General features: G+C 51.7%; 21 protein-coding genes. 14 read left to right on the top strand and 7 right to left on the bottom strand.

The genetic code is table 11. From position 1 onward, the window contains the following. Nucleotides 1-62: 62 nt before the first annotated feature. Together BZK41_RS13280 and BZK41_RS13275 are read right to left on the bottom strand one after the other, a co-directional pair. A complete protein-coding gene (locus tag BZK41_RS13280) occupies nucleotides 63-1,604 on the bottom strand; it encodes an MASE1 domain-containing protein (RefSeq protein WP_079938417.1) in 1,542 nt (513 codons plus the stop codon). Then, on the bottom strand, nucleotides 1,604-2,233 hold the full coding sequence (locus BZK41_RS13275) for a response regulator transcription factor (protein ID WP_008783889.1): 630 nt from the start codon (nucleotides 2,231-2,233) through the stop codon (nucleotides 1,604-1,606). Before BZK41_RS13275 ends, BZK41_RS13280 begins: the two co-directional genes overlap by 1 nt. A 339-nt stretch (nucleotides 2,234-2,572) precedes the next feature. Between BZK41_RS13275 and tauA the strand changes: the two genes are divergently transcribed. The 4 genes from tauA to tauD are packed head-to-tail and all read left to right on the top strand — an operon-like array spanning nucleotide 2,573 to nucleotide 5,992. Continuing rightward, nucleotides 2,573-3,535, top strand: coding sequence for a taurine ABC transporter substrate-binding protein (gene tauA, locus BZK41_RS13270; protein WP_079938416.1), 963 nt, complete (start codon nucleotides 2,573-2,575; stop codon nucleotides 3,533-3,535). Nucleotides 3,536-3,549: 14 nt separating this feature from the next. Then, entirely contained in the window at nucleotides 3,550-4,317 is a 768-nt protein-coding gene (gene tauB / locus BZK41_RS13265; protein WP_079938415.1) for a taurine ABC transporter ATP-binding subunit, read from the top strand. Next, nucleotides 4,314-5,144 (top strand): taurine ABC transporter permease TauC, encoded by an 831-nt coding sequence (tauC, locus tag BZK41_RS13260; RefSeq protein ID WP_079938414.1) that lies wholly within the window; start codon nucleotides 4,314-4,316, stop codon nucleotides 5,142-5,144. Before tauB ends, tauC begins: the two co-directional genes overlap by 4 nt. Continuing rightward, nucleotides 5,141-5,992, top strand: coding sequence for a taurine dioxygenase (gene tauD, locus BZK41_RS13255; protein ID WP_079938413.1), 852 nt, complete (start codon nucleotides 5,141-5,143; stop codon nucleotides 5,990-5,992). The genes tauC and tauD overlap by 4 nt, the downstream gene beginning before the upstream one ends. Before the next feature lie 77 nt (nucleotides 5,993-6,069). Here tauD and hemB read toward each other — a convergent pair whose 3' ends face one another. Continuing rightward, nucleotides 6,070-7,044: a porphobilinogen synthase gene (gene hemB, locus BZK41_RS13250; RefSeq protein ID WP_043015354.1), complete on the bottom strand. Its 975-nt coding sequence runs from the start codon at nucleotides 7,042-7,044 to the stop codon at nucleotides 6,070-6,072. A gap of 501 nt (nucleotides 7,045-7,545) precedes the next feature. Here hemB and ehaB point away from each other — a divergent pair. Further along, nucleotides 7,546-10,470 carry an autotransporter adhesin EhaB gene (gene ehaB / locus BZK41_RS13245; protein WP_079938412.1) on the top strand — a complete coding sequence of 975 codons (2,925 nt, stop codon included), beginning with the start codon at nucleotides 7,546-7,548 and terminating at the stop codon, nucleotides 10,468-10,470. A gap of 90 nt (nucleotides 10,471-10,560) precedes the next feature. After that, nucleotides 10,561-11,184, top strand: a complete 624-nt coding sequence (gene iprA, locus BZK41_RS13240; protein WP_079938411.1) for a hydrogen peroxide resistance inhibitor IprA — start codon at nucleotides 10,561-10,563, stop codon at nucleotides 11,182-11,184. Between the two features lies 1 nt (nucleotide 11,185). On the opposite strand, the gene ampH is transcribed toward iprA, so the two are convergent. Next, nucleotides 11,186-12,343, bottom strand: a complete 1,158-nt coding sequence (gene ampH / locus BZK41_RS13235; RefSeq protein WP_003830945.1) for a D-alanyl-D-alanine-carboxypeptidase/endopeptidase AmpH — start codon at nucleotides 12,341-12,343, stop codon at nucleotides 11,186-11,188. Between the two features lie 384 nt (nucleotides 12,344-12,727). On the opposite strand from ampH, the gene sbmA reads away from it, so the two are divergent. After that, complete coding sequence (gene sbmA, locus BZK41_RS13230) at nucleotides 12,728-13,948, top strand: peptide antibiotic transporter SbmA (protein WP_079938410.1); 1,221 nt, start codon at nucleotides 12,728-12,730, stop codon at nucleotides 13,946-13,948. A 15-nt stretch (nucleotides 13,949-13,963) separates the two neighbouring features. Beyond that, nucleotides 13,964-15,067, top strand: a complete 1,104-nt coding sequence (locus tag BZK41_RS13225) for a DUF1615 domain-containing protein (protein ID WP_079938409.1) — start codon at nucleotides 13,964-13,966, stop codon at nucleotides 15,065-15,067. On the opposite strand, the gene BZK41_RS13220 is transcribed toward BZK41_RS13225, so the two are convergent. Beyond that, on the bottom strand, nucleotides 15,052-15,375 hold the full coding sequence (locus tag BZK41_RS13220) for a DUF2755 family protein (protein WP_079938408.1): 324 nt from the start codon (nucleotides 15,373-15,375) through the stop codon (nucleotides 15,052-15,054). The genes BZK41_RS13225 and BZK41_RS13220 overlap by 16 nt on opposite strands. A gap of 264 nt (nucleotides 15,376-15,639) precedes the next feature. On the opposite strand from BZK41_RS13220, the gene BZK41_RS13215 reads away from it, so the two are divergent. After that, the gene (locus tag BZK41_RS13215) at nucleotides 15,640-15,858 is read left to right on the top strand and encodes a DUF2754 domain-containing protein (protein WP_003830949.1); all 219 of its coding nucleotides are present in this window, start codon (nucleotides 15,640-15,642) and stop codon (nucleotides 15,856-15,858) included. A gap of 23 nt (nucleotides 15,859-15,881) precedes the next feature. Here BZK41_RS13215 and ddlA read toward each other — a convergent pair whose 3' ends face one another. Further along, the gene (gene ddlA / locus BZK41_RS13210; RefSeq protein ID WP_079938428.1) at nucleotides 15,882-16,976 is read right to left on the bottom strand and encodes a D-alanine--D-alanine ligase; all 1,095 of its coding nucleotides are present in this window, start codon (nucleotides 16,974-16,976) and stop codon (nucleotides 15,882-15,884) included. Nucleotides 16,977-17,277: 301 nt separating this feature from the next. Here ddlA and BZK41_RS13205 point away from each other — a divergent pair, with 301 nt between their 5' ends. From BZK41_RS13205 to adrA, 5 genes are all read left to right on the top strand, one after another. Next, nucleotides 17,278-18,474, top strand: a complete 1,197-nt coding sequence (locus BZK41_RS13205) for a multidrug efflux MFS transporter (RefSeq protein ID WP_079938407.1) — start codon at nucleotides 17,278-17,280, stop codon at nucleotides 18,472-18,474. Between the two features lie 249 nt (nucleotides 18,475-18,723). After that, nucleotides 18,724-18,966, top strand: coding sequence for a sigma-S stabilization anti-adapter protein IraP (locus BZK41_RS13200; protein WP_079938406.1), 243 nt, complete (start codon nucleotides 18,724-18,726; stop codon nucleotides 18,964-18,966). Between the two features lie 104 nt (nucleotides 18,967-19,070). Then, complete coding sequence (gene phoA / locus BZK41_RS13195) at nucleotides 19,071-20,486, top strand: alkaline phosphatase (protein WP_079938405.1); 1,416 nt, start codon at nucleotides 19,071-19,073, stop codon at nucleotides 20,484-20,486. A 97-nt stretch (nucleotides 20,487-20,583) separates the two neighbouring features. Beyond that, the gene (gene psiF, locus BZK41_RS13190) at nucleotides 20,584-20,904 is read left to right on the top strand and encodes a phosphate starvation-inducible protein PsiF (protein WP_003830956.1); all 321 of its coding nucleotides are present in this window, start codon (nucleotides 20,584-20,586) and stop codon (nucleotides 20,902-20,904) included. 91 nt (nucleotides 20,905-20,995) lie between these two features. After that, complete coding sequence (adrA, locus tag BZK41_RS13185; protein ID WP_139762607.1) at nucleotides 20,996-22,111, top strand: diguanylate cyclase AdrA; 1,116 nt, start codon at nucleotides 20,996-20,998, stop codon at nucleotides 22,109-22,111. Between the two features lie 17 nt (nucleotides 22,112-22,128). Here the strand turns inward: adrA and proC are convergent, their stop codons facing one another. Next, on the bottom strand, nucleotides 22,129-22,938 hold the full coding sequence (gene proC / locus BZK41_RS13180; RefSeq protein WP_079938403.1) for a pyrroline-5-carboxylate reductase: 810 nt from the start codon (nucleotides 22,936-22,938) through the stop codon (nucleotides 22,129-22,131). Nucleotides 22,939-23,017: the final 79 nt, after the last annotated feature.

The following is a 23,017-nucleotide window of genomic DNA, read 5'->3' as shown; positions in this document are numbered from 1 at the left end:
ATAGGAAAGTGAAAGCAAAAGGGGATGAGAGAAAGTCCGCAGTGACTAAGACTTTTTCCTGGTTAGCGGCTGGTTTGTTGCAAATTTGTGGGCAGGTTAACAATTACTCGCGTGCCGTTGTTTGATTCGAGCGTCAGTTCACCGCCAAGGGCGCTCACCCGCTCACGCATCCCCTGGATACCGAAACCGGGAATTTTTTCTGGCAGAATACCAACGCCGTTGTCAGCGACGTCCAGAAACAAGCAATGCTCCCGCTGGCGCAGCGTAATCGACACATCGCTGGCATCGGCGTGTTTACAGACGTTATTGAGTAACTCCTGCAACAGGCGATACAGCGTGAAGCGTACCGTTTCGTTTTCTGGCGTATTCTCTAGCTGATAATCAAAGCGACAGCGAATACCCCGTTCAGAAAAAGCAAATTCATTCACCAGATGATGTAGTGCATCTTTAAAAGACAGTTCATCGAGCGCGGGGGGCCGCAACTGGCGAAGCAACTGGCGAGTGGAGTGGTGAATACGCCGGGCAAGGTCGTTGATTTGATTCGCAGCCTCAAGCGTTTGCTCGCGACCCGGCGCGCGTTTGACCAGCTGCGACTGAATTTGAATGGCGGTGATGTTCTGACCAATTTCGTCGTGTAGTTCCCGCGCCAGGCTTTTGCGCGTATTTTCTTCGGTGCGGATCAACTGTTCGGTCAGCGCGCGACGCGCTGCCAGTTCGGTTTCCAGGCGCTGGCGATAATGGTGCAGGTTTTGCGCCAGATGCTGCTGGCGGCTAATGGCGATCCCCAACCCTATGCCGAGCAGCGCCTGGGTAGCGAGGAAAATCTCCAGCTCCAGTAGGTTACTGAACCCGACGCCGATTTGCCGGGCGATGGTGATCATCATACTGCCGAGCAATCCGGACAACACACCGCCCTGCCAGCCAAATTTCCATGCCATCACCACGTTCGGTAAGAACACCACGATCAGCAACAGGCGCTCGATCTCCGGCGACAGCACCATCTGGGTGCCGATGCCAATAATAAAAAACAGGCTGCACCAGATGATAAGCGAAGTGCGCAGCGGGGGATTGGTGGTATCCAGTCCGAGCAGATGATAGCGGTGCTGTTGGCGCAGAAATTCATAGATCAGATAGACAAACGGCGTCAGCAGCACGCCGCCGGTAAACGACGCCAGGCCAATCAACGTTGCCGGGCTCTGGATAAACGGTGAAAGCAGGGCGGTATTGAGTAATGAAGTGATCGTCACCGCGGCCAGCAGCAGCGTTAAGCGTTGCCAGTACAGGGGAAAGCGGTGCCAGTATGACTGGCCGATGCTCGCCGGAATCAGGCTAATTAACGGCGCAGCCAGCAGGATATAGCCATTCAATAATTGCTCGCTGTGCAGCCAGAACAACATCAGTAGGGGTGGCAGTATCAGCGCGGGCCAGTAACGGCGAGAAAGCAGAATTAACAGGGCGAGATAGACGCCGTGCGGCAGGAATAGCGCCGCCTGCTGGCCGTTGTGGGTCAGGTAAAACCCCAGCGTCCACAACATCAGCCAGCCCGATCCCCAGGCCAGCAGAATAAACAGAGAAATAACCCAATGCCGAAGGCTTCGCGACATTAATGCCCCGTCAATAGCTGGTGGTCGAGGGCAAAATGCACCAGATCGATGGTGCTGTGGCATTGCAGTTTGCCCAGCACGTTCGCCCGATGAACGTGCACTGTCTTGTGGCTGAGGTCGAGCTTGAAGGCGATCTCTTTTACGCTGTCGCCTTTGACCAACAGATCAAACACTTCACGCTCTCGCGGGGTCAGAACTTCCAGGACCTGCGCGGGCTGCTCGCCGCCGCGTAACGCCCGCAGCGCATCGGCGCACAGGTAATGTCCGCCCATGCCCACCGAGCGTACCGCCTGCACCAGTTCTTCCGGGCCGCAGCGTTTGGTCAGGTAACCGCTGGCGCCAGCGTCCAGCGCGCTTTGCACAAACGTCGGCGAGTCATAAATGCTGAGAATGATGGCGCGAAAACCGGGCTTCTGTGCCCGCAGTCGTTTTAACAGGCTCAGACCATTTTCATCCGGCATGGCGATATCCATTACCGCGACGCTGACGTCATCATGCAGAAGTGCAGGCCAGGCCTCCGCCGCGCTGCTGTACTGACCGGTAACGTTAAGATCGTCTTCGAGACTGAGTAATTGCGCAAAGCCGGAACGCACCACCACATGGTCATCCACCAGCACAACATGAATCATGATATTGCTCTCTTGCCTGACAATGGTGCCTATGATGCCTGCCAGCGCTGTGCTGGCAATCACCGTGGCGCGGATATGTAACGAATGTAACAAAATCGCAATAATTTGCCGGGTGTTATAGCGAGTGTAGGCCTGATAAGCGCAGTGCATCAGGCATATGATTACCGGATGGCGGCGCAAGCGCCTTATCCGGCCTACGTTCTGTAATGAGCGAAATAGCTAACTATTGCCGCTTTTTTTCTAAAAACAGATCGCTATTAACCAGAATTTTTAATTCCTTTATCAAATAGTGCCGCAACGAAATACTGCCTCCATAACAAGACAGGGGAGCAGACAATCATGGCTATTTCATCGCGTAACGCACTTCTTGCCGCACTGGCATTCATCGCATTTCAGGCGCAGGCGGTGAACGTCACCGTTGCTTATCAGACCTCCGCCGAACCCGCCAAAGTGGCGCAGGCGGATAACACTTTTGCCAAAGAGAGCGGGGCGACCGTTGACTGGCGCAAATTTGACAGCGGCGCGAGCATCGTTCGTGCGCTGGCATCCGGTGATGTGCAGATCGGTAATCTTGGCTCCAGCCCGCTGGCGGTCGCTGCCAGTCAGCAGGTGCCCATTGAAGTTTTCCTGCTGGCGTCAAAGCTCGGCAATTCTGAAGCGCTGGTGGTGAAGAAAAACATCAGTAAACCGGAAGATTTGATTGGTAAGCGTATTGCCGTGCCGTTTATCTCCACCACCCATTATAGCCTGCTGGCGGCGCTGAAACATTGGGGGATTAAACCCGGCCAGGTAGAGATTGTGAACCTACAGCCACCGGCGATTATTGCCGCCTGGCAGCGCGGAGACATTGATGGCGCGTATGTTTGGGCGCCTGCGGTCAACGCGCTGGAAAAAGACGGCAAGGTGTTAACCGACTCCTCGCAGGTTGGCGAGTGGGGTGCGCCGACGCTGGACGTGTGGGTGGTGCGCAAAGATTTTGCCGAGAAGCATCCTGAGGTGGTGAAAGCCTTTGCCAAAAGCGCTATCGATGCCCAGCAGCCTTATATCTCTAATCCTGATGAATGGCTGAAGCAGCCGGAGAATATCAGCAAATTGTCGCGTTTGAGCGGTGTACCGGAGACGGATGTGCCGGGGCTGGTGAAAGGCAACACTTACCTGACAGCGCAACAGCAAACCGCTGAGCTAACCGGTCCGGTGAATAAAGCGATTATCGACACCGCACAGTTCCTTAAAGAGCAGGGCAAAGTTCCCGCTGTCGCGACAGATTACAGCCAGTACGTGACCGATCGCTTCGTGCAATAAATAAGGAGGCGCTGATGCTGCAAATCTCTCATCTTGCCGCCAGCTACGGTGGAAAACCGGCGCTGGAGGATATCAACCTGACGCTCGATAGCGGTGAACTGTTGGTGGTACTCGGCCCTTCCGGTTGTGGGAAAACCACATTGTTAAATCTGATTGCCGGATTTGTGCCATATCAGCATGGCAGCATCACGCTGGCGGGTAACAGGGTTGATGGCCCGGGGGCAGATCGCGGGGTCGTGTTCCAGAATGAAGGTCTGCTGCCCTGGCGGAACGTGCAGGAGAACGTGGCTTTTGGTCTGCAGCTGGCGGGGGTGGAAAAAACACAGCGTCAGCGTATTGCCCTTGAGATGTTGCAGAAAGTCGGGCTGGAGGATGCGGGCAAACGCTTTATCTGGCAGCTATCCGGTGGGCAGCGTCAGCGCGTCGGCATTGCGCGGGCGCTGGCGGCCAACCCGCAGCTGTTGTTGCTGGATGAACCCTTTGGCGCGCTCGACGCCTTTACCCGCGAGCAGATGCAAACCCTGCTGCTGAAGTTGTGGCATGAGACCGGCAAACAGGTGTTGCTGATTACCCACGATATCGAAGAAGCAGTATTTATGGCGACAGAGCTGGTATTGCTGTCGCCAGGCCCAGGCCGGGTACTGGAGCGTCTGCCGCTGAATTTCGCCCGTCGCTTTGTGGCCGGAGAGCCGAGTCGCAGCATTAAGTCCGATCCGCAGTTTATCGCCATGCGCGAGTATGTGTTAGGTCGGGTCTTTGAACAACGGGAGGCATTCTCATGAGCGTGGTGCTTAATGATAAACCCCGTCGCCAGCGGGTGCTGAACTGGCGTTGGCCGTTGTCGCGACAGATTACCTTAAGCCTCGGTACGCTGGCCGTCATTCTGGCGGTGTGGTGGACGGTGGCGGCGCTGCAGTTAATCAGTCCGCTGTTTTTACCACCGCCGGGTCAGGTTTTGCAAAAGCTGATCGTTATTGCCGGTCCGCAGGGATTTATGGATGCCACGCTGTGGCAGCATCTGGCGGCGAGTCTGACGCGTATTGTTATCGCGCTGCTGGCGGCGGTGCTGTTGGGCGTTCCGGTTGGGATCGCGATGGGGCTGAGTCCGACGATGCGTGGCATTCTCGATCCGATCATTGAACTGTATCGTCCGGTTCCGCCTCTGGCCTATTTACCGCTAATGGTTATTTGGTTTGGCATCGGTGAAACCTCCAAGATCCTGCTGATCTATCTGGCGATTTTCGCCCCTGTGGCGATGTCGGCGCTGGCGGGGGTGAAAAGCGCACAGCTGGTGAGGGTGCGCGCCGCGCAGTCGCTGGGGGCTAGCCGTGTGCAGGTTCTGTGGTTTGTTATTTTGCCGGGGGCATTACCGGAGATCCTCACCGGGTTACGCATCGGGCTTGGCGTGGGCTGGTCGACGCTGGTGGCAGCTGAACTGATTGCTGCCACGCGAGGTTTAGGATTTATGGTGCAGTCAGCCGGAGAGTTTCTGGCAACGGATGTGGTGCTGGCGGGGATCGCGGTGATTGCCGTTATCGCGTTTATTTTAGAACTGGGTCTGCGCGCGCTTCAGCGCCGCCTGACGCCCTGGCATGGAGAAGTACAATGAGTGAACGTCTGAGCATTACCCCGCTGGGGCCGTATATTGGCGCACAAATCATCGGCGCGGATTTAACGCGTCCGCTGAGCGATAATCAGTTTGAACAGCTTTATCACGCGGTACTGCGCCACCAGGTGGTGTTTCTGCGTGAGCAGGTGATTACGCCGCAACAGCAGCGGACGCTGGCGCTGCGTTTCGGCGATCTGCATATTCATCCGGTCTATCCGCATGCTGAAGGGGTAGAAGAGATTATCGTACTGGATACCCATAACAATAATCCGCCGGATAACGATAACTGGCATACCGATGTGACCTTTATCGACACGCCGCCTGCCGGGGCGATTCTGGCAGCAAAAGAGCTACCATCAACCGGAGGAGACACCCTGTGGACCAGTGGGATTGCCGCTTATGAAGCGCTCTCTGAGCCGTTCCGTCAGTTGCTGAGCGGCCTGCGGGCAGAGCATGATTTTCGTAAATCATTCCAGGAATATAAATACCGCAAGACCCCGGAGGAGCATCTGCGCTGGCTGGAGGCTGTCGCTAAACATCCACCGTTGCTGCATCCGGTGGTGCGCACGCATCCGGTGAGCGGGAAGCAGGCGCTGTTCGTGAATGAAGGATTTACCACGCGAATTGTGGATGTCACGGAAAAAGAGAGCGAGGCATTATTGGGCTTTTTGTTCGCGCATATCACCAAACCGGAGTTTCAGGTGCGCTGGCGCTGGCAGCCCAACGATGTGGCGATTTGGGATAATCGCGTGACGCAGCATTATGCGAATGCGGATTATCTGCCGCAGCGGCGTATTATGCACCGGGCGACAATTTTGGGAGATAAGCCGTTTTATCGGGCGGGGTGATTGCCGGCGGCGATTGACTTATCGGGCCTGAATCTGTAGGCCCGATAAGGCGAAGTCGCCATTCGACAACAAAGTGATTAGCGCAGGATTTTTTTCTCAGCCAGATCCAGAGCGAAGTAGCTGAAGATCAGATCCGCGCCAGCGCGTTTGATTGAACCTAAGCTTTCCAGCACCACTTTCTCTTCATCTATAGCACCCGCCATCGCTGCGAACTTAATCATCGCGTATTCACCGCTGACCTGATAAGCGCCAATCGGCAGCTCGGTACGCTCGCGGATATCGCGCAGAATATCAAGGTACGCGCCAGCCGGTTTCACCATCAGGCAGTCTGCGCCCTGGGCTTCATCCAGCAGCGATTCGCGAATTGCTTCACGGCGATTCATCGGGTTCATCTGATACGTTTTACGATCGCCTTTCAGCGCCGTGCCTGCGGCTTCACGGAATGGACCGTAGAAAGAAGAGGCAAACTTGGTGGAGTAGGACATGATCGCAGTATCGGTGAAGCCCGCGGCGTCCAGCGCCTGGCGAATCGCCTGTACCTGGCCATCCATTGCGGCGGAAGGGGCGATGAAATCTGCGCCCGCTGCGGCGGCAACGACCGCCTGTTTGCCGAGGTTAGCAAGGGTTAAGTCGTTATCAACACCGTGCTCGCACAGAACGCCGCAGTGACCGTGAGAGGTGTATTCACAGAAACAGGTGTCGGACATGACGATCATTTCCGGTACGGTCTGCTTACAGATACGCGACATGCGTGCCACCAGGCCGTCTTCTTTCCAGGCATCGCTGCCGGTGTCATCGGTATGATGAGAAATCCCGAAAGTCATGACCGAGCGGATGCCTGCATTGGCAATGCGTTCAATTTCGCGTGCCAGGTGTTTCTCTGGAATGCGCATCACGCCGGGCATGGCGTCGATAGCTTTGTAATCGTCGAGTTCTTCTTCAACAAAGATCGGCAACACCAGGTCATTTAAGCTGAGTGTTGTCTCTTCAAACATAGCGCGCAGCGCAGGAGATTTGCGCAGGCGGCGAGGGCGTTGGATTAGGTCTGTCATGGTATGCCTGATGTTTGTGGAATCGAAGGCCGTAGTATACCCGAACCTGAGGGCGAGGGGTTTACGAAAGTTGGCGTTATGCCGGGGTTATGGTGATGGTGCCTATACTTCGTATTATGTGTAATTTCTATTTTTGCAATTATCATTATTTTAAATGGTGATTAGTTTTATGGTGAATTTAGTTTAATTTAATCTATAATTAAGCGGTGGGGATTTAATGGAGTTTATTAGCTGACGTTTTATTTTTAAGTTAATCATAGTTTCAATGTATTATTTTGTCATTTTTCTTGAGTGTAACTGTCTAAAATAAAAATGATTTTTACGCGATCTTACTGTTTCAAATGATTTGTTTGCCTATTGTCCGTAATCGGACTTAATCCAAAGAATAATTGAACCTTTCCTTTGTGAAACCGCATAATCTTCCCCGCGAAACATAAAATGTTTTCTTTGCATTGATAATTGATGGATCAACTATATTACGTCCCTGAGGAGGGATGACAAATGCACACTTGGAAAAAGAAACTTGTAGTATCACAATTAGCATTAGCCTGCACTTTGGCAATCACTTCTCAGGCGAATGCTTCTACTGATATCTCTGGGACCACCTACACAACGTTTGCCCATTATAATGACGCCTCTTATGCTGATGGCGTCTATTACGATGGATATGTCGGTTGGAACAATTACGACACCGATAGTATTTATAACGGTGATATTTATCCGGTAATCAATAACGCCACTGTCAACGGCGTTATTTCTACTTATTATCTGGATGATGGGCTGTCTACTAACACCAATAACAACAGCCTGACGATTAAAAACAGCACCATCCACGGTATGGTGACATCCGAATGTATGAGCACGGATTGTACTAACCGTACGGGTACCGACTACTACTACGATCGCCTGGCAATGAACGTCATCAACTCAACGATTGATGACAACTACGAACATTATACCTACAACGGTACGTATAATGACGCAGCTGACACGCACGTTGTCGACGTTTATAACCTGGGTACGGCTATTACTCTGGATCAAGAAGTTGATCTGTCTATCTCCGCCAACTCTCACGTTGCAGGTATTACGCTGACTCAGGGTTATGAGTGGGCAGATATTGACGACAATACCGTTAGTACCGGCGTAAACAGCGGCGAAGTGTTTAACAACACCATTGCTGTTACCGATTCTACCGTGACCTCTGGTTCATGGACTGACGAAGGCACCACCGGCTGGTTTGGTAACACCAGCAATGCAAGCGACTACAGCGGTAATTACAAGGATGCTGACGATATTGCATTAGCTGTGATTGCACATCCGGATGCGGATAACGCGATGCAGACCACCGCAACGTTTAACAATTCCACGCTGATGGGTGACGTGCTGTTCTCCAGCAATTTTGATGAGAACTTCTTCCCGAACGGTGCTGACACTTATCGTGATACCGATGCTGACCTGGATACCAATGGTTGGGACGGTACTGACCGTCTGGATCTGACCCTGAACAACGGCAGTAAGTGGGTGGGTGCGGCAATGTCTGTGCACCAGGTTGATTCCGATGGCGACGGCGTTTACGACAGCTACGATGCAGGCACTGAAGCCACCGCTACGCTGATCGATATCACCGCTAACAGCCTGTGGCCGTCTTCAACCTACGGTATCGATAGCGACACAACTTCTTATGACGAAAATGGTCATGTAGTTGGCAACACTGTCTACCAGAGCGGCCTGTTCAACGTGACCCTGAATACGGGTTCACAGTGGGATACCACCAAAACTTCTCTGATTGATACTCTGAGCATTAACAGCGGTTCCGTCGTCAACGTGGGTGATTCTACCCTGATCTCCGACACTATTGGCCTGACCGGTGGTTCTGCACTGAACATCAACGAAGATGGCCATGTTGCAACAGATACTCTGTCTATCGACAACAGTACTGTAACGATTGCTGACGACGTATCTGCTGGCTGGAGCGTGGGTAATGCAGCTCTCTATGCAAACACCATTAACGTCACTAACAACGGCGTTCTGGATGTTGGCAACAGTACCGGTAATGCACTGCAGGTTGATACCCTGAATCTGACCAGCTACACCGACGCTTATAACCATGTTAACGCGGGTGTTTTCGACATCAACAGCAACAACTATGTGCTGGATGCTGACTTGACCAACGATCGCACTAACGATACTACCCAGGCTAACTACGGTTATGGCGTGATCGCGATGAACTCTGATGGTCATCTGACTATCAACGGTAACGGCGATTCCGACACCTCAGGCGATCAGTCTGAAGTTGATAACTACGGTGACCACGTAGCAGCGGCAACCGGTAACTATAAAGTCCGTATCGACAACGCTACTGGCGCAGGTTCTGTTGCGGATTATAAAGGTAACGAGCTGATCTACGTTAACGACGCGAACAGCACTGCGACCTTCTCTGCAGCCAATAAAGCTGACCTGGGTGCTTACACCTATCAGGCACAGCAGCAGGGTAACACTGTTGTTCTGCAGCAGATGGAACTGACAGACTACGCGAACATGGCGCTGAGCATCCCGTCTGCTAACACCAATATCTGGAACCTGGAACAAGATACCGTTGGTACTCGTCTGACTAACGCACGTCATGGTCTGGTTGATAACGGTGGTGCATGGGTAAGTTACTTCGGTGGTAGCTTCGATGCAGATAACGGCACCATTAACTACGATCAGGATGTTAACGGCATCATGGTCGGTGTTGATTCCAAAATTGATGGTAACAATGCTAAGTGGATTGTCGGTGCTGCAGCAGGCTTCGCGAAAGGTGATATGAGCGACCGTACCGGTCAGGTGGATCAGGATAGCCAGACTGCCTACATCTACTCTTCTGCTCACTTTGCCAACAACATCTTCGTTGACGGTAACGTAAGCTACTCTCACTTCAACAACGACTTGTCTGCCAACATGAGCAACGGTCAGTATGTTGATGGCAGCACCTCTTCTGATGCCTGGGGTTTTGGCCTGAAACTGGGTTATGACCTGAAACTGGGTGACGCAGGTTACGTAACGCCATACGGCAGCGTATCAGGTCTGTTCCAGTCTGGTGATGACTATAAGCTGAGCAACGACATGAAAGTTGACGGTCAGTCTTATGACAGCATGCGTTATGAACTGGGTGTAGATGCAGGTTATACCTTCGCCTACAGCGACGACCAGGCGCTGACTCCGTACTTCAAACTGGCCTACGTTTACGACGATTCTAACAACGATTCTGACGTAAACGGCGACTCTATCGACAACGGTGTAGAAGGTTCTGCGGTACGTGTCGGACTGGGTACTCAGTTCAGCTTTACCAAAAACTTCAGCGCGTACACAGATGCTAACTACCTCGGTGGTGGTGATGTTGATCAAGACTGGTCCGCAAACGTTGGTGTTAAATATACCTGGTAAGAACTGTCTTACAGTGAAATATAAGGTAATTTAATTCAGAAATAATGCCCGTCACGGATTTGACGGGCATTTATTGCAAGGAATGCGCAAATGCTAGCTTCAAATAAACCGCTTGTGGAATTTGGTAAGCTTGATAAATGTTTGTCGAAGTATGGCAAACACTTTGAATGTGATAACGATAAAGAAATAATATATTCAAGTGATGTAAATAGTGACGATACTTTCATTATTTTAAGTGGTGTTGTTTCCCTGCGTAGAGGGGAAAACGTGCTGGTTGGGATTGCACAGGCGCCATTCATTATGGGCCTTTCCGATGGCGTGATGAAAACAGATGTACCATACAGATTAATAACCGAAAGTGATTGTACTGGATATCATCTTCCCGCCTCACAAACAATTAATATAATTGAAGAGTGCCAACTTTGGCGTGAAGCTTTTTGTTGGCTAGCATGGCAAAACTCTATGCTTGAATTGCGCGATCTGCAGTTGATCGGCAATAACTCCTACGATCAGATTCGCGCCACGCTGATATCCATGACGAAATGGGACGAGGTTCTTCGTTCGCGTATCGGCGTTATGAACTATATTCACCAACGCACACGAATTTCACGCTCAGTTGTCGCTGAGGTTCTCGCGGCATTGCGTAAAGGTGGTTACATTGAAATGAATAAAGGCAAACTGGTGTGCATTAACCGTTTGCCTTTTGAGTATTGAATCAGGATGCAGGAATGACCTGTGGTTTGTACCCACTCAACTCTGCAACCAGTTCGTTGATACCGTCGCTCATATTGGTAAAACGGGTCAGCGGAGAGCGCGTCACTACGACAAATGCCCCAACGTTTTGCTGTGGGATCATCGCCATATAGGTAATAAAGCCACCGCCGCCACCGGTTTTTTGAATAATGCCCGGTCTGCCATTCTTCGGCGCCATGTAGACCCAGCCCAAACCAAGCGCATCGGCTCTGCCCGGAACGTCCATTCCCACTACTTTAGTTAACTGCGTACGCTGGTAAATCAGCGTCTGCATCCGGTCAGCCTGCTGGCTACGATGATAAAAGTCAGAAGAGAGATACTGCTGCATCCAGCGCATCATATCGCCAGGCGTTGAATACACGCCGCCGCTGCCCATCGCTGCCAGCGTATTGTTACAAGGGCTGGCACCTTTTTCCGCGACCATCAGGCGTCGACACTGATCGGGGGACGGCGTAAAGGTGGTGTCTTTCATCCCCAGTGGGCGGGTGATTTTTTCTTCAAACAGCTGCGGATAAGGCTTACCGGACGCGGTACCCAGCGCATCGGCCAGCAGGTCAAACGCCAGGTTGGAATAAGAAGCCTGCGACCCCGGTGCGGCTTTAAGCGTAGCCGTTGAGAGATAGCTCCAGCGCTGCTCGCGGGTTGGCCAGACAAACACCGGGCGCTTGGCCGCACCGCCAGGCTGTTCGCGCGGCAGTGCGCTGGTATGTGTCGCCAGATTCACCAGCGTAATTGGTGTTCCTTGATAAGTGGGTACGCGAGCGCCTGGTGGTGCATATTTACTCAAAGGATCGTTGAGTTTGACCGTGCCCTGATCGAGTAATTTCACCAGCATTTCGCTGGTCATTAATTTGGTAATTGAGGCAATACGGATTACGGAATCCAGTTGCGGGTGAACATTATTGCCGGGGCGTGTTTCACCAAAACTGCGAAATACACGCTGATTACCATCAATCACCACGAGCGCCATCCCCGTAGCACCACTGCCGTAAAATATATGGTCGGCATAACGATCAACGATATCAGAGGCGAAGACCGGATCGGTTATAGGCTGTGCCGCCTGGACAGATGTCAATGACGCCGCACACAGCGCGGCAGAAAAAAGCAGACTACGTTTCAACGGTGGTGTCCATGAGTTAGAGAAAGTGAAAAAGGATGTCGTGCGTATGCGTATTTATACTACTCATCGGCGTATTGCAAAGCGCTTATCAACCAATGATAGTGGGAAAAACGTAACGATGAGTAAACACAGGAGTTTCCTGGATTGCGGATGTTCGCTTTTGTGATCTCACGCTGTGATAATCTGCACGTACAGGAACGTTGTCGAGTGTGAAAACCACAGAAACAATTCTTCATAACCGAGGTGCGAACTAAGTGCCTTGGTTTTGGTCACAATTGTCGGTTTCAGCTTGTGTTTTTGGGCGTAAGCCGTCTGGCCACTGCACTCCACGGTGGCAAATGCACAGCAGTCGTCATAACGATAAGAAGTTAGCAGGAGAGCACTATGTTTAAGTCTTTTTTCCCAAAGCCGGGACCGTTCTTTATTTCGGCATTTATTTGGGCACTGGTCGCCGTTGTATTCTGGCAAGCAGGTGGGGGAGCCTGGGTTGCACATATTACCGGCGCGTCGGGAGACGTACCAATTAGCGCGGCGCGTTTCTGGTCGCTGGATTACCTGATTTTTTATGCGTACTACATTCTTTGTGTCGGGGTGTTCGCGCTGTTCTGGTTTCTCTATAGCCCACACCGCTGGCAGTACTGGTCTATTCTGGGCACATCGCTGATTATTTTTGTGACCTGGTTTCTGGTGGAAGTCGGAGTCGCCGTCAACGCCTGGTATGCGCCATTCTATGACCTGATTCAAACTGCGCTCAGCGCACCGCATAAGGTGAAGATTGAGCAGTTCTACCATGAAGTGGGCATCTTTCTTGGCATTGCGCTGATAGCCGTGGTCATTGGCGTGATGAACAACTTCTTCGTTAGCCACTATGTGTTCCGCTGGCGTACCGCGATGAACGAACACTATATGGCGCATTGGCAGCATTTGCGTCACATCGAAGGCGCAGCGCAGCGTGTGCAGGAAGACACCATGCGTTTTGCTTCTACGCTGGAAGATATGGGCGTCAGCTTTATCAACGCGATTATGACGCTGATTGCTTTCCTGCCTGTACTGGTTACGCTCTCTGCCCATGTTCCTGACCTGCCGATTATTGGACATGTGCCTTACGGCCTGGTGATTGCCGCGATAGTCTGGTCGCTGATGGGAACCGGTTTGCTGGCCGTGGTCGGGATCAAACTTCCCGGGCTGGAGTTTAAAAACCAGCGCGTGGAAGCGGCCTATCGTAAAGAACTGGTCTATGGCGAAGATGATGGCAACCGTGCGACGCCACCGACGGTGCGCGAACTGTTCCATGCGGTACGGCAAAACTACTTCCGTCTCTATTTTCACTATATGTACTTCAATATTGCCCGTATTCTTTACCTGCAGGTTGATAACGTTTTCGGCCTGTTCCTGCTGTTTCCGTCGATTGTTGCCGGTACGATTACGCTCGGCCTGATGACGCAAATCACTAACGTGTTTGGCCAGGTGCGCGGCTCGTTCCAGTATCTGATTAACTCCTGGACAACGTTAGTGGAACTGATGTCTATTTATAAGCGTCTGCGCAGCTTTGAACGAGAGCTTGATGATCAGGATATTCAGGAAGTTACCCATACGCTGAGTTAATAATAAGGAGATGTTATGTCGACGGTTTCCCGTCTTTACCCCTTGTCTGGTCTGGTAGCACTGGCGCTGGTGGGATGTAGTAGCCAACCCGCGCAGCCGCTAAAAAAGGGAGAGAAAGCCGTCGATGTGGCGAGCGTGGTGCGCCAGAAAATGCCCGCCAGCGTGAAAGACCGGGACGCATGGGCGCAAGATTTGGCAAAGACTTTTGAAAGCCAGAAGCTGGCACCGACGGTTGAAAACATCTGTTCGGTGCTGGCGGTAGCGCAGCAGGAGTCAAACTACCAGGCCGATCCGGCTGTTCCTGGCTTAAGCAAAATCGCCTGGAAAGAGATTGACCGTCGCGCAGAACGCATGCATATCCCGCTGTTTGTCGTGCATACCGCGCTAAAGATTAACTCGCCAACGGGGAAAAGCTACAGCGAGCGTCTGGATACGGTGAAAACGGAAAAACAGCTTAGCGCTATCTTTGATGATTTCATCAATATGGTACCGATGGGGCAGACATTGTTCGGCTCGCTTAATCCGGTACATACCGGTGGGCCGATGCAGGTCAGTATCGCGTTTGCTGAGCAGCACGCCAGCGGGTATCCGTGGAAAATGGCGGGGACGGTACGTCAGGAAGTGTTTAGCCGTCGTGGTGGGTTGTGGTTTGGTACATATCATCTGCTCAACTACCCGGCGAATTACAGTGCGCCAATATTCCGCTTCGCCGATTTTAATGCCGGATGGTATGCCAGCCGCAATGCAGCTTTCCAGAATGCGGTCAGTAAAGCCAGTGGGGTGAAGCTGGCGATGGATGGGGATTTGATTCTCTATGGCAGCAGTGAGCCGGGCAAAACAGAGCTTGCGGTACGTAAACTGGCCGGGAAGCTGGACATGAGCGAGAGTGAGATCCGCCGTCAACTGCAAAAAGGTGACAGCCTGGCCTTTGAAGATACCGCGCTGTACGAGAAGGTTTATAAGCTGGCGGAAGCGAAGACCGGGAAAACGTTACCCCGAGAAATGCTGCCGGGCATTCAACTGGAAAGCCCGAAGATCACGCGTAATCTGACTACCGCATGGTTTGCTAAACGGGTGGATGACCGTCGGGCGAAGTGTATGAGTCAGTCATCTTTATGATGACGGTGGCGCCAGCGCATGACCGCCGCGATGGCGCCAAGAATCAAGCTTCCGGCCAGGAAGGGGATCAGTCCAAAGAGGGTACCGACGCCTAAACCGATTTCAACCCGCGGGCGTCCTGTCTCCTGCATTTGCAGCTGCATCAGTTCTTCGTAGACGCCGGGCGCGTGGGCCAACAGATTTAAAATCTGTGCAGCCGCCCAGAAGCAAAACAGCACAAATACGGCATACGCAATGTTGCCGGGCAGGGAGGAGGGATCCCGATGCTTGCCCTTAAACAGGGATTTTGAGAGCGTAAAATCAGCCATAAAGACCTCCGGAAATAACCTGCTTTTTTTGACGTAATGCCTGGAACTGAGAGTGAGTCTGACAGGTGATCGGCAATGTCAATATCAGAATGATGGTAATTTCAGGTAGAGATTATTCCTGGATTTCGGTTTTTTGTTGGTGGTCACAATTATGTAACCTTAAGTGAAATTGAGTTACATTTAAGAAATTCCGCACAGGCCACAGACGCCCACGGGGAAATGTGCGAGGATGCTTCCCTGTGTTGTATTTCCACCGGAGCTGTTATGAACCTGCCTGTAAAAATCCGCCGAGACTGGCACTATTATGCCTTCGCTATTGGTCTTATCTTTATTCTGAATGGCGTGGTGGGATTGTTAGGATTTGAAGCGCAGGGATGGCAAACCTATGCGGTGGGGCTGGTGACCTGGGTGATTAGCTTTTGGCTGGCCGGATTAATCATCCGTCGCCGCGTTGAAGATGATGAAGCAAAGGATGCCCAATAGCTATATCAGGCATCCTGGCGGGTTTACATACTGGTTTTTAGCGCGCTATCCGCAGCATGGCGTTCCAGCGCCAGTTCGATCAGGCGAGTGATCAAATCGGTATAGCCTAAACCGCTCGCCTGCCACAGCTTCGGATACATACTGATGTTGGTAAAGCCTGGCAGCGTGTTGATCTCATTGATCACAACGTCGTTTTCAGCAGTTAAGAAAACGTCCACGCGCGCCATGCCGGCACAGCCCAGTGTCTGGTAGGCCTGAATGGCGATTTCGCGGATCTTATCGTTAATCTCTGGTGCAATTGCTGCCGGAACGACAACTGTGGCACCGTTATCGTCAATGTATTTAGTATCGTAAGCGTAAAAATCGCTGTTCAGCACGATCTCGCCACAGGTACTGGCCTGCGGATGATCGTTGCCTAGTACCGCACATTCGATCTCGCGGCCTTTGATCCCTTGCTCCACCACGACTTTATGATCGAATTCAAATGCCAGCGCGACGGCCTGATCGTATTGGGCTTCGCTGGTTACTTTGCTGACGCCAACGGACGAGCCCTGGTTGGCCGGTTTTACAAACAGCGGCAGACCCAGGCGGGATTCCACTTCGCTAAAGCTAACGCTGTTGCGATTCGCGCGAGTGAGCGTAATAAATGGCGCGATGTTTAACCCGGCATCGCGCAGCAGACGTTTGGTCACGTCTTTATCCATACAGGCCGCAGAACCCAGCACATCAGAACCGACAAACGGCAGGTTTGCCACGCGCAGCATGCCCTGCAGAGAGCCATCTTCACCCAGAGTACCGTGTACGATCGGGAAAATAACATCGACCGTTGGCAGTGGTTGACCGTTTTGTGCATCGATCAACTGGTGCGCTTGTTTACCCGGTACCTGCGCCAGGCTGGTCTCAGAAGGTCGCAACGCAATATGCGCCGGATCGTCTGAATTGAGCAGATAGTTACTGGCATCGCTGACGTGCCATTGCCCTTGTTTATCAATACCTAACAGCACAACGTCAAAGCGAGTCTTGTCGATGGCATCGACAATATTTTTTGCCGATTGCAATGACACTTCATGTTCCGCTGATTTACCACCAAATACGATTCCTACCCGCAACTTTGCCATCTTAAAAACCCATTCCATGAATGCAAAGCACATACATTACCACGACAAAACGCAGGTTTCCTCGGCTTCTGGCAGATTGTTTTGGTGGACGACAGGGGAATAGAACAGAACAAACACGCGGCTCGCACGCGAAGCATAATCACCTGCTTATGTTATGGGTTTGATGTGAGCCGTCTCACAAATATGATGAGCGGGAAGATAAAATCCTAAACTGTGATTTATCGCACCTGTGGACCCTTATTCAGCTAAGTAATTTGTTAAGCTGCTCGCAGTTTTCAGCTACTTATCGTTATGAGTCCTTATGGAATCCTGGAGAGTTAATCTTATTTCCGTTTGGTTCGGGTGCTTTTTTACCGGACTGGCGATTAGTCAAATCCTGCCTTTTTTACCACTCTATATCTCCCAACTGGGCGTGACCTCGCACGAAGCGCTTTCTATGTGGTCCGGGTTAACGTTCAGCGTCACCTTCCTTATCTCAGCCATTGTCTCTCCGATGTGGGGCAGTTTAGCCGACCGGAAAGGACGCAAGCTGATGCTGCTGCGGGCCTCACTGGGTATGGCCATTGCGATTTTGCTACAGGCATTTGCCACTAACGTCTGGCAGCTTTTTTTGCTGCGCGGGGTAATGGGGTTAACCTCCGGCTATATTCCTAATGCGATGGCGCTGGTCGCGTCACAGGTCCCGCGCGAGCGCAGCGGCTGGGCGCTGAGTACGCTCTCGACAGCACAAATTAGCGGCGTCATTGGTGGACCGCTGATGGGGGGCTTTATTGCCGACCACGTTGGCCTACGGGCAGTTTTCTGTATTACCGCCGCCTTGCTGGTGGTGAGTTTCATGGTCACGCTGTTTTTGATCAAAGAGGGCGTACGTCCAACAATCAAAAAAAGCGAACGTCTGAGCGGGAAGGCCGTGTTCGCTTCGCTGCCTTATCCGGCGCTGGTGATCAGTCTGTTTTTTACTACGATGGTGATCCAACTGTGTAACGGCTCAATTGGGCCAATTCTGGCGCTGTTTATTAAATCAATGGTCCCAGACAGTTCGAATATTGCTTTTCTCAGCGGGCTGATAGCCTCAGTACCGGGTATTTCTGCTCTGATTTCCGCGCCCCGACTTGGTAAATTAGGCGACCGTATTGGTACTGAGCGGATTTTAATGGCGACGTTAATCTTTGCGGTAGTGCTGTTTTTCGCCATGTCGTGGGTCACCACGCCGTTGCAGTTGGGTATCCTACGTTTTCTGCTCGGCTTTGCTGACGGCGCGATGCTGCCCGCGGTCCAGACGCTGTTGGTGAAATACTCCAGCGACCAGATAACCGGGCGCATCTTTGGCTATAACCAGTCATTTATGTACCTTGGCAATGTCGCCGGGCCATTAATGGGGGCGACGGTTTCAGCAATGGCAGGCTTTCGCTGGGTGTTTATTGCCACCGCGAGTATTGTGCTTATCAATATCTGGCAACTGGCTATCGCGCTGCGACGTCGGCGCCGCGCACGCTGAATAGCTGATTAACAACGCTGTTCCGTCAGCGTTGTTAATCCATAAATGTGCATTATATATCTGTGTGATTATTAATCCCCTTACCCTTTTATATTGAATAATTCTGCGCTACGACTCTTTTCCCCTTATTTTGTGTTGTGATTGTTTTCGCAAAACGTTTTATTACGTATAAAAATACAACTTTCATCCTCTAGGCAGTTGTGAATCTTAATGATAACGTGGCCTATATTTTGTTAAGGGAATAGGCAAATGAAAAACCTCGTCACTGAGTTGTTACTTAAGCTCGCGCAAAAAGAAGAAGAGTCGCAAGATCTGGCGGCACAGGTCGAAACGTTAGAGCGGGTAATCATCGAAATGCTGCGCCATATGGCGTGGAACGATCGACAAATATTTATTCGTCAAATTGAGGGGGCGCTGGCTGACGTAAACCGCATGCCCGCGTTTCTGACGAACATACATAACGCTTGCGAGAGCGTACCTAAAGCGTTTTGAACCATCTGTGGCGGGGCACCCACAAATTATCATAAAAGTGTCACATCAAATACTTATAGTCGCTTTGTTTTAATTTTACCGTATTTATACATGGAGAATATAAAGTGAAACAAAGCGCACTCGCTATTGCCCTGTTACCTTTGTTGTTTACCCCGATTATTAATGCAGAAACATCTACTGTAGCGGTTATGGATAATCGTGCCGCTCAAGGTGATATCACCACGCCGGGCGGCGCTCGCCGATTATCTGCCGACCAAACGGCGGCTCTGCGCGAATCCCTGAACGATAAACCGGCCAAAAATATAATTTTACTGATTGGCGATGGGATGGGCGATTCCGAAATAACGGCAGCGCGAAATTATGCTGAAGGTGCGGGTGGCTTTTTTAAAGGTATTGATGCTTTACCGTTGACCGGACAATACACACATTATGCGTTGGATAAGAAAACGGGCAAGCCCGATTATGTGACAGATTCAGCAGCATCCGCGACAGCGTGGACAACCGGTGTGAAGACCTATAACGGGGCGTTGGGTGTGGATATTCATGAAAAAGATCACACCACGATTCTGGAAATGGCCAAAGCGGCAGGTCTGGCGACAGGCAACGTTTCCACGGCTGAACTACAGGATGCCACGCCGGCCGCACTGGTTGCCCATGTCACTTCGCGTAAATGCTATGGCCCGAGCGTGACGGCTGAAAAATGCCCGACGAACGCGCTGGAGAAAGGTGGTAAAGGGTCAATTACCGAACAATTATTGAATGCCCGTGCGGATGTTACGTTAGGCGGCGGGGCAAAGACTTTTACTGAAACCGCTGCGGCAGGTGAGTGGCAGGGTAAAACGCTGCGTGAACAAGCACAGGCCCGTGGTTACCAGATGGTGAGCGATGCCGCGACGCTGGCGGCGATTACCGAAGCGAATCAGGATAAACCGCTGTTGGGTCTGTTCTCAGACGGTAATATGCCAGTGCGTTGGGAAGGGCCGAAAGCGTCTTATCACGGGAATCTGGATAAGCCGGTAGTGACCTGTACGCCAAATCCAAAACGTAACGACAGCGTGCCGACTCTGGCGCAGATGACGGATAAAGCGATTGAGCTGTTAAGCAAAAATGAGAAAGGCTTCTTCCTGCAAGTGGAAGGTGCGTCAATCGACAAACAAGATCACGCCGCTAACCCGTGTGGACAAATTGGTGAAACGGTCGATCTGGATGAAGCGGTGCAGCGTGCACTTGCCTTTGCGAAGAAAAATGGCAACACCCTGGTCGTGGTAACCGCTGACCACGCGCATGCCAGCCAGATCGTCGCACCGGATACTAAAGCACCCGGTTTAACGCAAGCGCTGAACACCAAAGATGGCGCGGTGATGGTCATTAGCTATGGCAACTCTGAAGAAGAGTCCCAGGAGCACACCGGCAGCCAACTGCGTATTGCAGCCTATGGCCCTCATGCGGCGAATGTGGTTGGCCTGACCGATCAAACCGACCTGTTTTACACGATGAAAGCGGCGTTAGGACTGAAATAAGCTGATACCCGACGGCAATACTTTTGCCGTCGGGTGGTATTTTTATCGTTAGCAGCCAAACTTACCTGTGTGTTGTCGTTCAGAAAAGGATGGTGCTATGAAAATTACATTATTAATGACGTTACTTTTTGGTCTGATTTTTTTAACTACAGTCGGTGCTGCCGAGAAAACGTTAACCCCGCAACAACAGCGTATGACCACCTGCAATCAGCAGGCCACGGCGCAGACCTTAAAAGGGGATGCGCGTAAGACCTATATGAGTGATTGCCTGAAAAACAGTAAATCTGCGCCTGAGGAAAAGAGCCTGACGCCGCAGCAGCAGAAAATGCGTGAATGCAACGTCAAGGCGACGGAGCAGTCTCTGAAAGGCGATGATCGTAATAAGTTTATGAGCGCTTGCCTGAAAAAATCTGCTTAGCACTTCCGGGTGAGCAGGTAAAATCGCTCACCCGAAATATCATACTTCCGCCATCAGACCCCTTCCTATAATTTGGGAAATTTGTTTCAGAATATTCCCAAATACGATGAATGATGAAAATTTTTATCAAAAGAAGGTCGTCCCGAATGAAGCATTTATATTGCTTCATCAAAATGACCACCAACGTTCCGGTCTGCGATTTGCCCGACGAATCAGGCTGCCGCGAGCGGTGGGATTGGGGGGAATGTTTTTCCCTATCGCGTCGGTATTAGTTTCTCAGCCAATAACCGGAGGCTGGTGGCTTTTGCTGGTGGGATGGGCGTTTGTCTGGCCACATCTGGCATGGCAATTGGCAAGTAAAGCGGTCGATCCACTGCATAGCGAATATACCAACTTAAAAGCCGATGCCATCCTCGCCGGGATGTGGATGGGGATTATGGGGATAAACTTGCTGCCATCCACGGCGCTGTTGATGATTATCTGTATCAACCTGATGGGCGCAGGGGGGATGCGTGTCTTCATCGCGGGCGCCGTGTTGATGGTGGTTTCCTGCCTGGTGACGTTACAGTTAACTGATATCCCCGTAGCTTTTAGCAGTACGCAACTGGGCGTGCTGCTGTCGCTGCCGGTGTTAGTGGTTTACCCGTTGCTGTTTGCCTGGGTGAGTTATAAGACGCTTATCAGGCTGGCAGAACATAAACGTCGCTTACAGGTTATGAGTACGCGAGATGGCATGACCGGGGTGTATAACCGACGCCATTGGGAACTGTTGCTGCGAAATGAATTTGATAATTGCCGCCGCCATCAGCGTGATGCCACGCTCCTTATCATCGATATCGACCATTTTAAGAGTATCAATGATACCTGGGGTCATGACGTCGGGGATCAGGCTATTGTGGCACTGACCCGCCAGTTACAGATGACCTTACGTGGTAGCGATGTGATTGGTCGCTTTGGCGGTGATGAGTTTGCGGTAATCATGTGTGGCACGTCAGCGAGCAGCGCGATTGCAGCGATGTCTCGTGTTCATGAACGGCTTACCCAACTGCGTTTATCTTGCGCGCCGCAGGTTGACCTGCGCATTAGCGTGGGCGTTGCGCCGCTGACATCTGAAACTGAACACTATAGAGAATGGTTAAAATCAGCAGATATGGCGCTCTATAAAGCAAAGAATTCCGGACGTAACCGCACTGAAGCGGCGGCCTGACGTCCGGCGGTGTTAACTCAGGAGCGGCTGAGTTTTTCCGACTGCTCCATGCACTTAATCATCGCTTCAATCACTGATGAACGGAAACCGCGTTCTTCCAGGACGCGTACTGCCTCAATGGTGGTTCCTCCTGGCGAGCACACCATATCCTTTAATTCGCCTGGATGTTTACCCGTTTCCAGCACCATCTTCGCCGAACCCATTACCGCTTGTGCCGCAAATTTATAAGCCTGCACGCGGGGCATCCCCCCCTGAACGGCGGCATCTGCCATCGCTTCGATAAACATAAATACATAGGCCGGTGCTGAACCGCTGACGCCAACGACTGGATGAATCATTGCCTCCGCAATAACTTCAGCTTCGCCAAAGCAGCGGAAGATATTCAGCACGTCGGCCGTATCTTCCGGCGTGACTAAGGCGTTTGGCGTGACGGAGGTCATTCCGGCGTTCACCAGCGATGGCGTGTTTGGCATCGCGCGAATGATTTTACGGTCATGACCTAGTGCGCGGGCGAGTTGATCGAGGGTGACGCCCGCCGCAATCGAGACGACAAGAGAGTCTTTGTTCAGGCTGGAGGTAATTTCGCTCAGCACCTTAATCATAATGCCAGGCTTTACGGCCCCAAAAACAATATCAGCGATCTGCGCGACTTCTTGTGCCGACTGCGCCGCATTAATGCCGTACTGGTCGTGTAGCGCGGCGACCTTATCGGGGGAAGGGGTATAGACCCAGATTTGTCCGGGGAGAACTTGACCGCTGGCGATCATGCCGCCAAGAATGGCTTTGCCCATATTACCGCAGCCGATAAAACCAATTTTCTTGTCCATCTTGTCACTCCCTATGTGTGATATTCATTGTTTTATACCCGTCATACTCCAAGTTGCATGTGCGTTGGCTCACCCGAAT

The organism is Citrobacter sp. A316, assembly GCF_002042945.1.
In the GTDB taxonomy this organism is placed as follows: Bacteria; Pseudomonadota; Gammaproteobacteria; order Enterobacterales; family Enterobacteriaceae; genus Citrobacter; species Citrobacter portucalensis.
The sequence above is the reverse complement of the archived record's forward strand: the minus strand, read 5'-3'. Positions and strand labels throughout refer to the sequence as shown.

Coding starts and splice junctions, on each gene's coding strand:
- BZK41_RS13225 (WP_079938409.1), top strand. CDS start 13,964: ATGTCGACGGTTTCCCGTCTTTACCCCTTGTCTGGTCTGGTAGCACTG.
- hemB (WP_043015354.1), bottom strand. CDS start 7,044: ATGACAGACCTAATCCAACGCCCTCGCCGCCTGCGCAAATCTCCTGCG.
- tauA (WP_079938416.1), top strand. CDS start 2,573: ATGGCTATTTCATCGCGTAACGCACTTCTTGCCGCACTGGCATTCATC.
- tauB (WP_079938415.1), top strand. CDS start 3,550: ATGCTGCAAATCTCTCATCTTGCCGCCAGCTACGGTGGAAAACCGGCG.
- sbmA (WP_079938410.1), top strand. CDS start 12,728: ATGTTTAAGTCTTTTTTCCCAAAGCCGGGACCGTTCTTTATTTCGGCA.
- BZK41_RS13220 (WP_079938408.1), bottom strand. CDS start 15,375: ATGGCTGATTTTACGCTCTCAAAATCCCTGTTTAAGGGCAAGCATCGG.
- tauC (WP_079938414.1), top strand. CDS start 4,314: ATGAGCGTGGTGCTTAATGATAAACCCCGTCGCCAGCGGGTGCTGAAC.
- BZK41_RS13275 (WP_008783889.1), bottom strand. CDS start 2,233: ATGATTCATGTTGTGCTGGTGGATGACCATGTGGTGGTGCGTTCCGGC.
- BZK41_RS13200 (WP_079938406.1), top strand. CDS start 18,724: ATGAAAAACCTCGTCACTGAGTTGTTACTTAAGCTCGCGCAAAAAGAA.
- tauD (WP_079938413.1), top strand. CDS start 5,141: ATGAGTGAACGTCTGAGCATTACCCCGCTGGGGCCGTATATTGGCGCA.
- psiF (WP_003830956.1), top strand. CDS start 20,584: ATGAAAATTACATTATTAATGACGTTACTTTTTGGTCTGATTTTTTTA.
- ddlA (WP_079938428.1), bottom strand. CDS start 16,976: ATGGCAAAGTTGCGGGTAGGAATCGTATTTGGTGGTAAATCAGCGGAA.
- iprA (WP_079938411.1), top strand. CDS start 10,561: ATGCTAGCTTCAAATAAACCGCTTGTGGAATTTGGTAAGCTTGATAAA.
- BZK41_RS13280 (WP_079938417.1), bottom strand. CDS start 1,604: ATGTCGCGAAGCCTTCGGCATTGGGTTATTTCTCTGTTTATTCTGCTG.
- BZK41_RS13215 (WP_003830949.1), top strand. CDS start 15,640: ATGAACCTGCCTGTAAAAATCCGCCGAGACTGGCACTATTATGCCTTC.
- BZK41_RS13205 (WP_079938407.1), top strand. CDS start 17,278: ATGGAATCCTGGAGAGTTAATCTTATTTCCGTTTGGTTCGGGTGCTTT.
- proC (WP_079938403.1), bottom strand. CDS start 22,938: ATGGACAAGAAAATTGGTTTTATCGGCTGCGGTAATATGGGCAAAGCC.
- ehaB (WP_079938412.1), top strand. CDS start 7,546: ATGCACACTTGGAAAAAGAAACTTGTAGTATCACAATTAGCATTAGCC.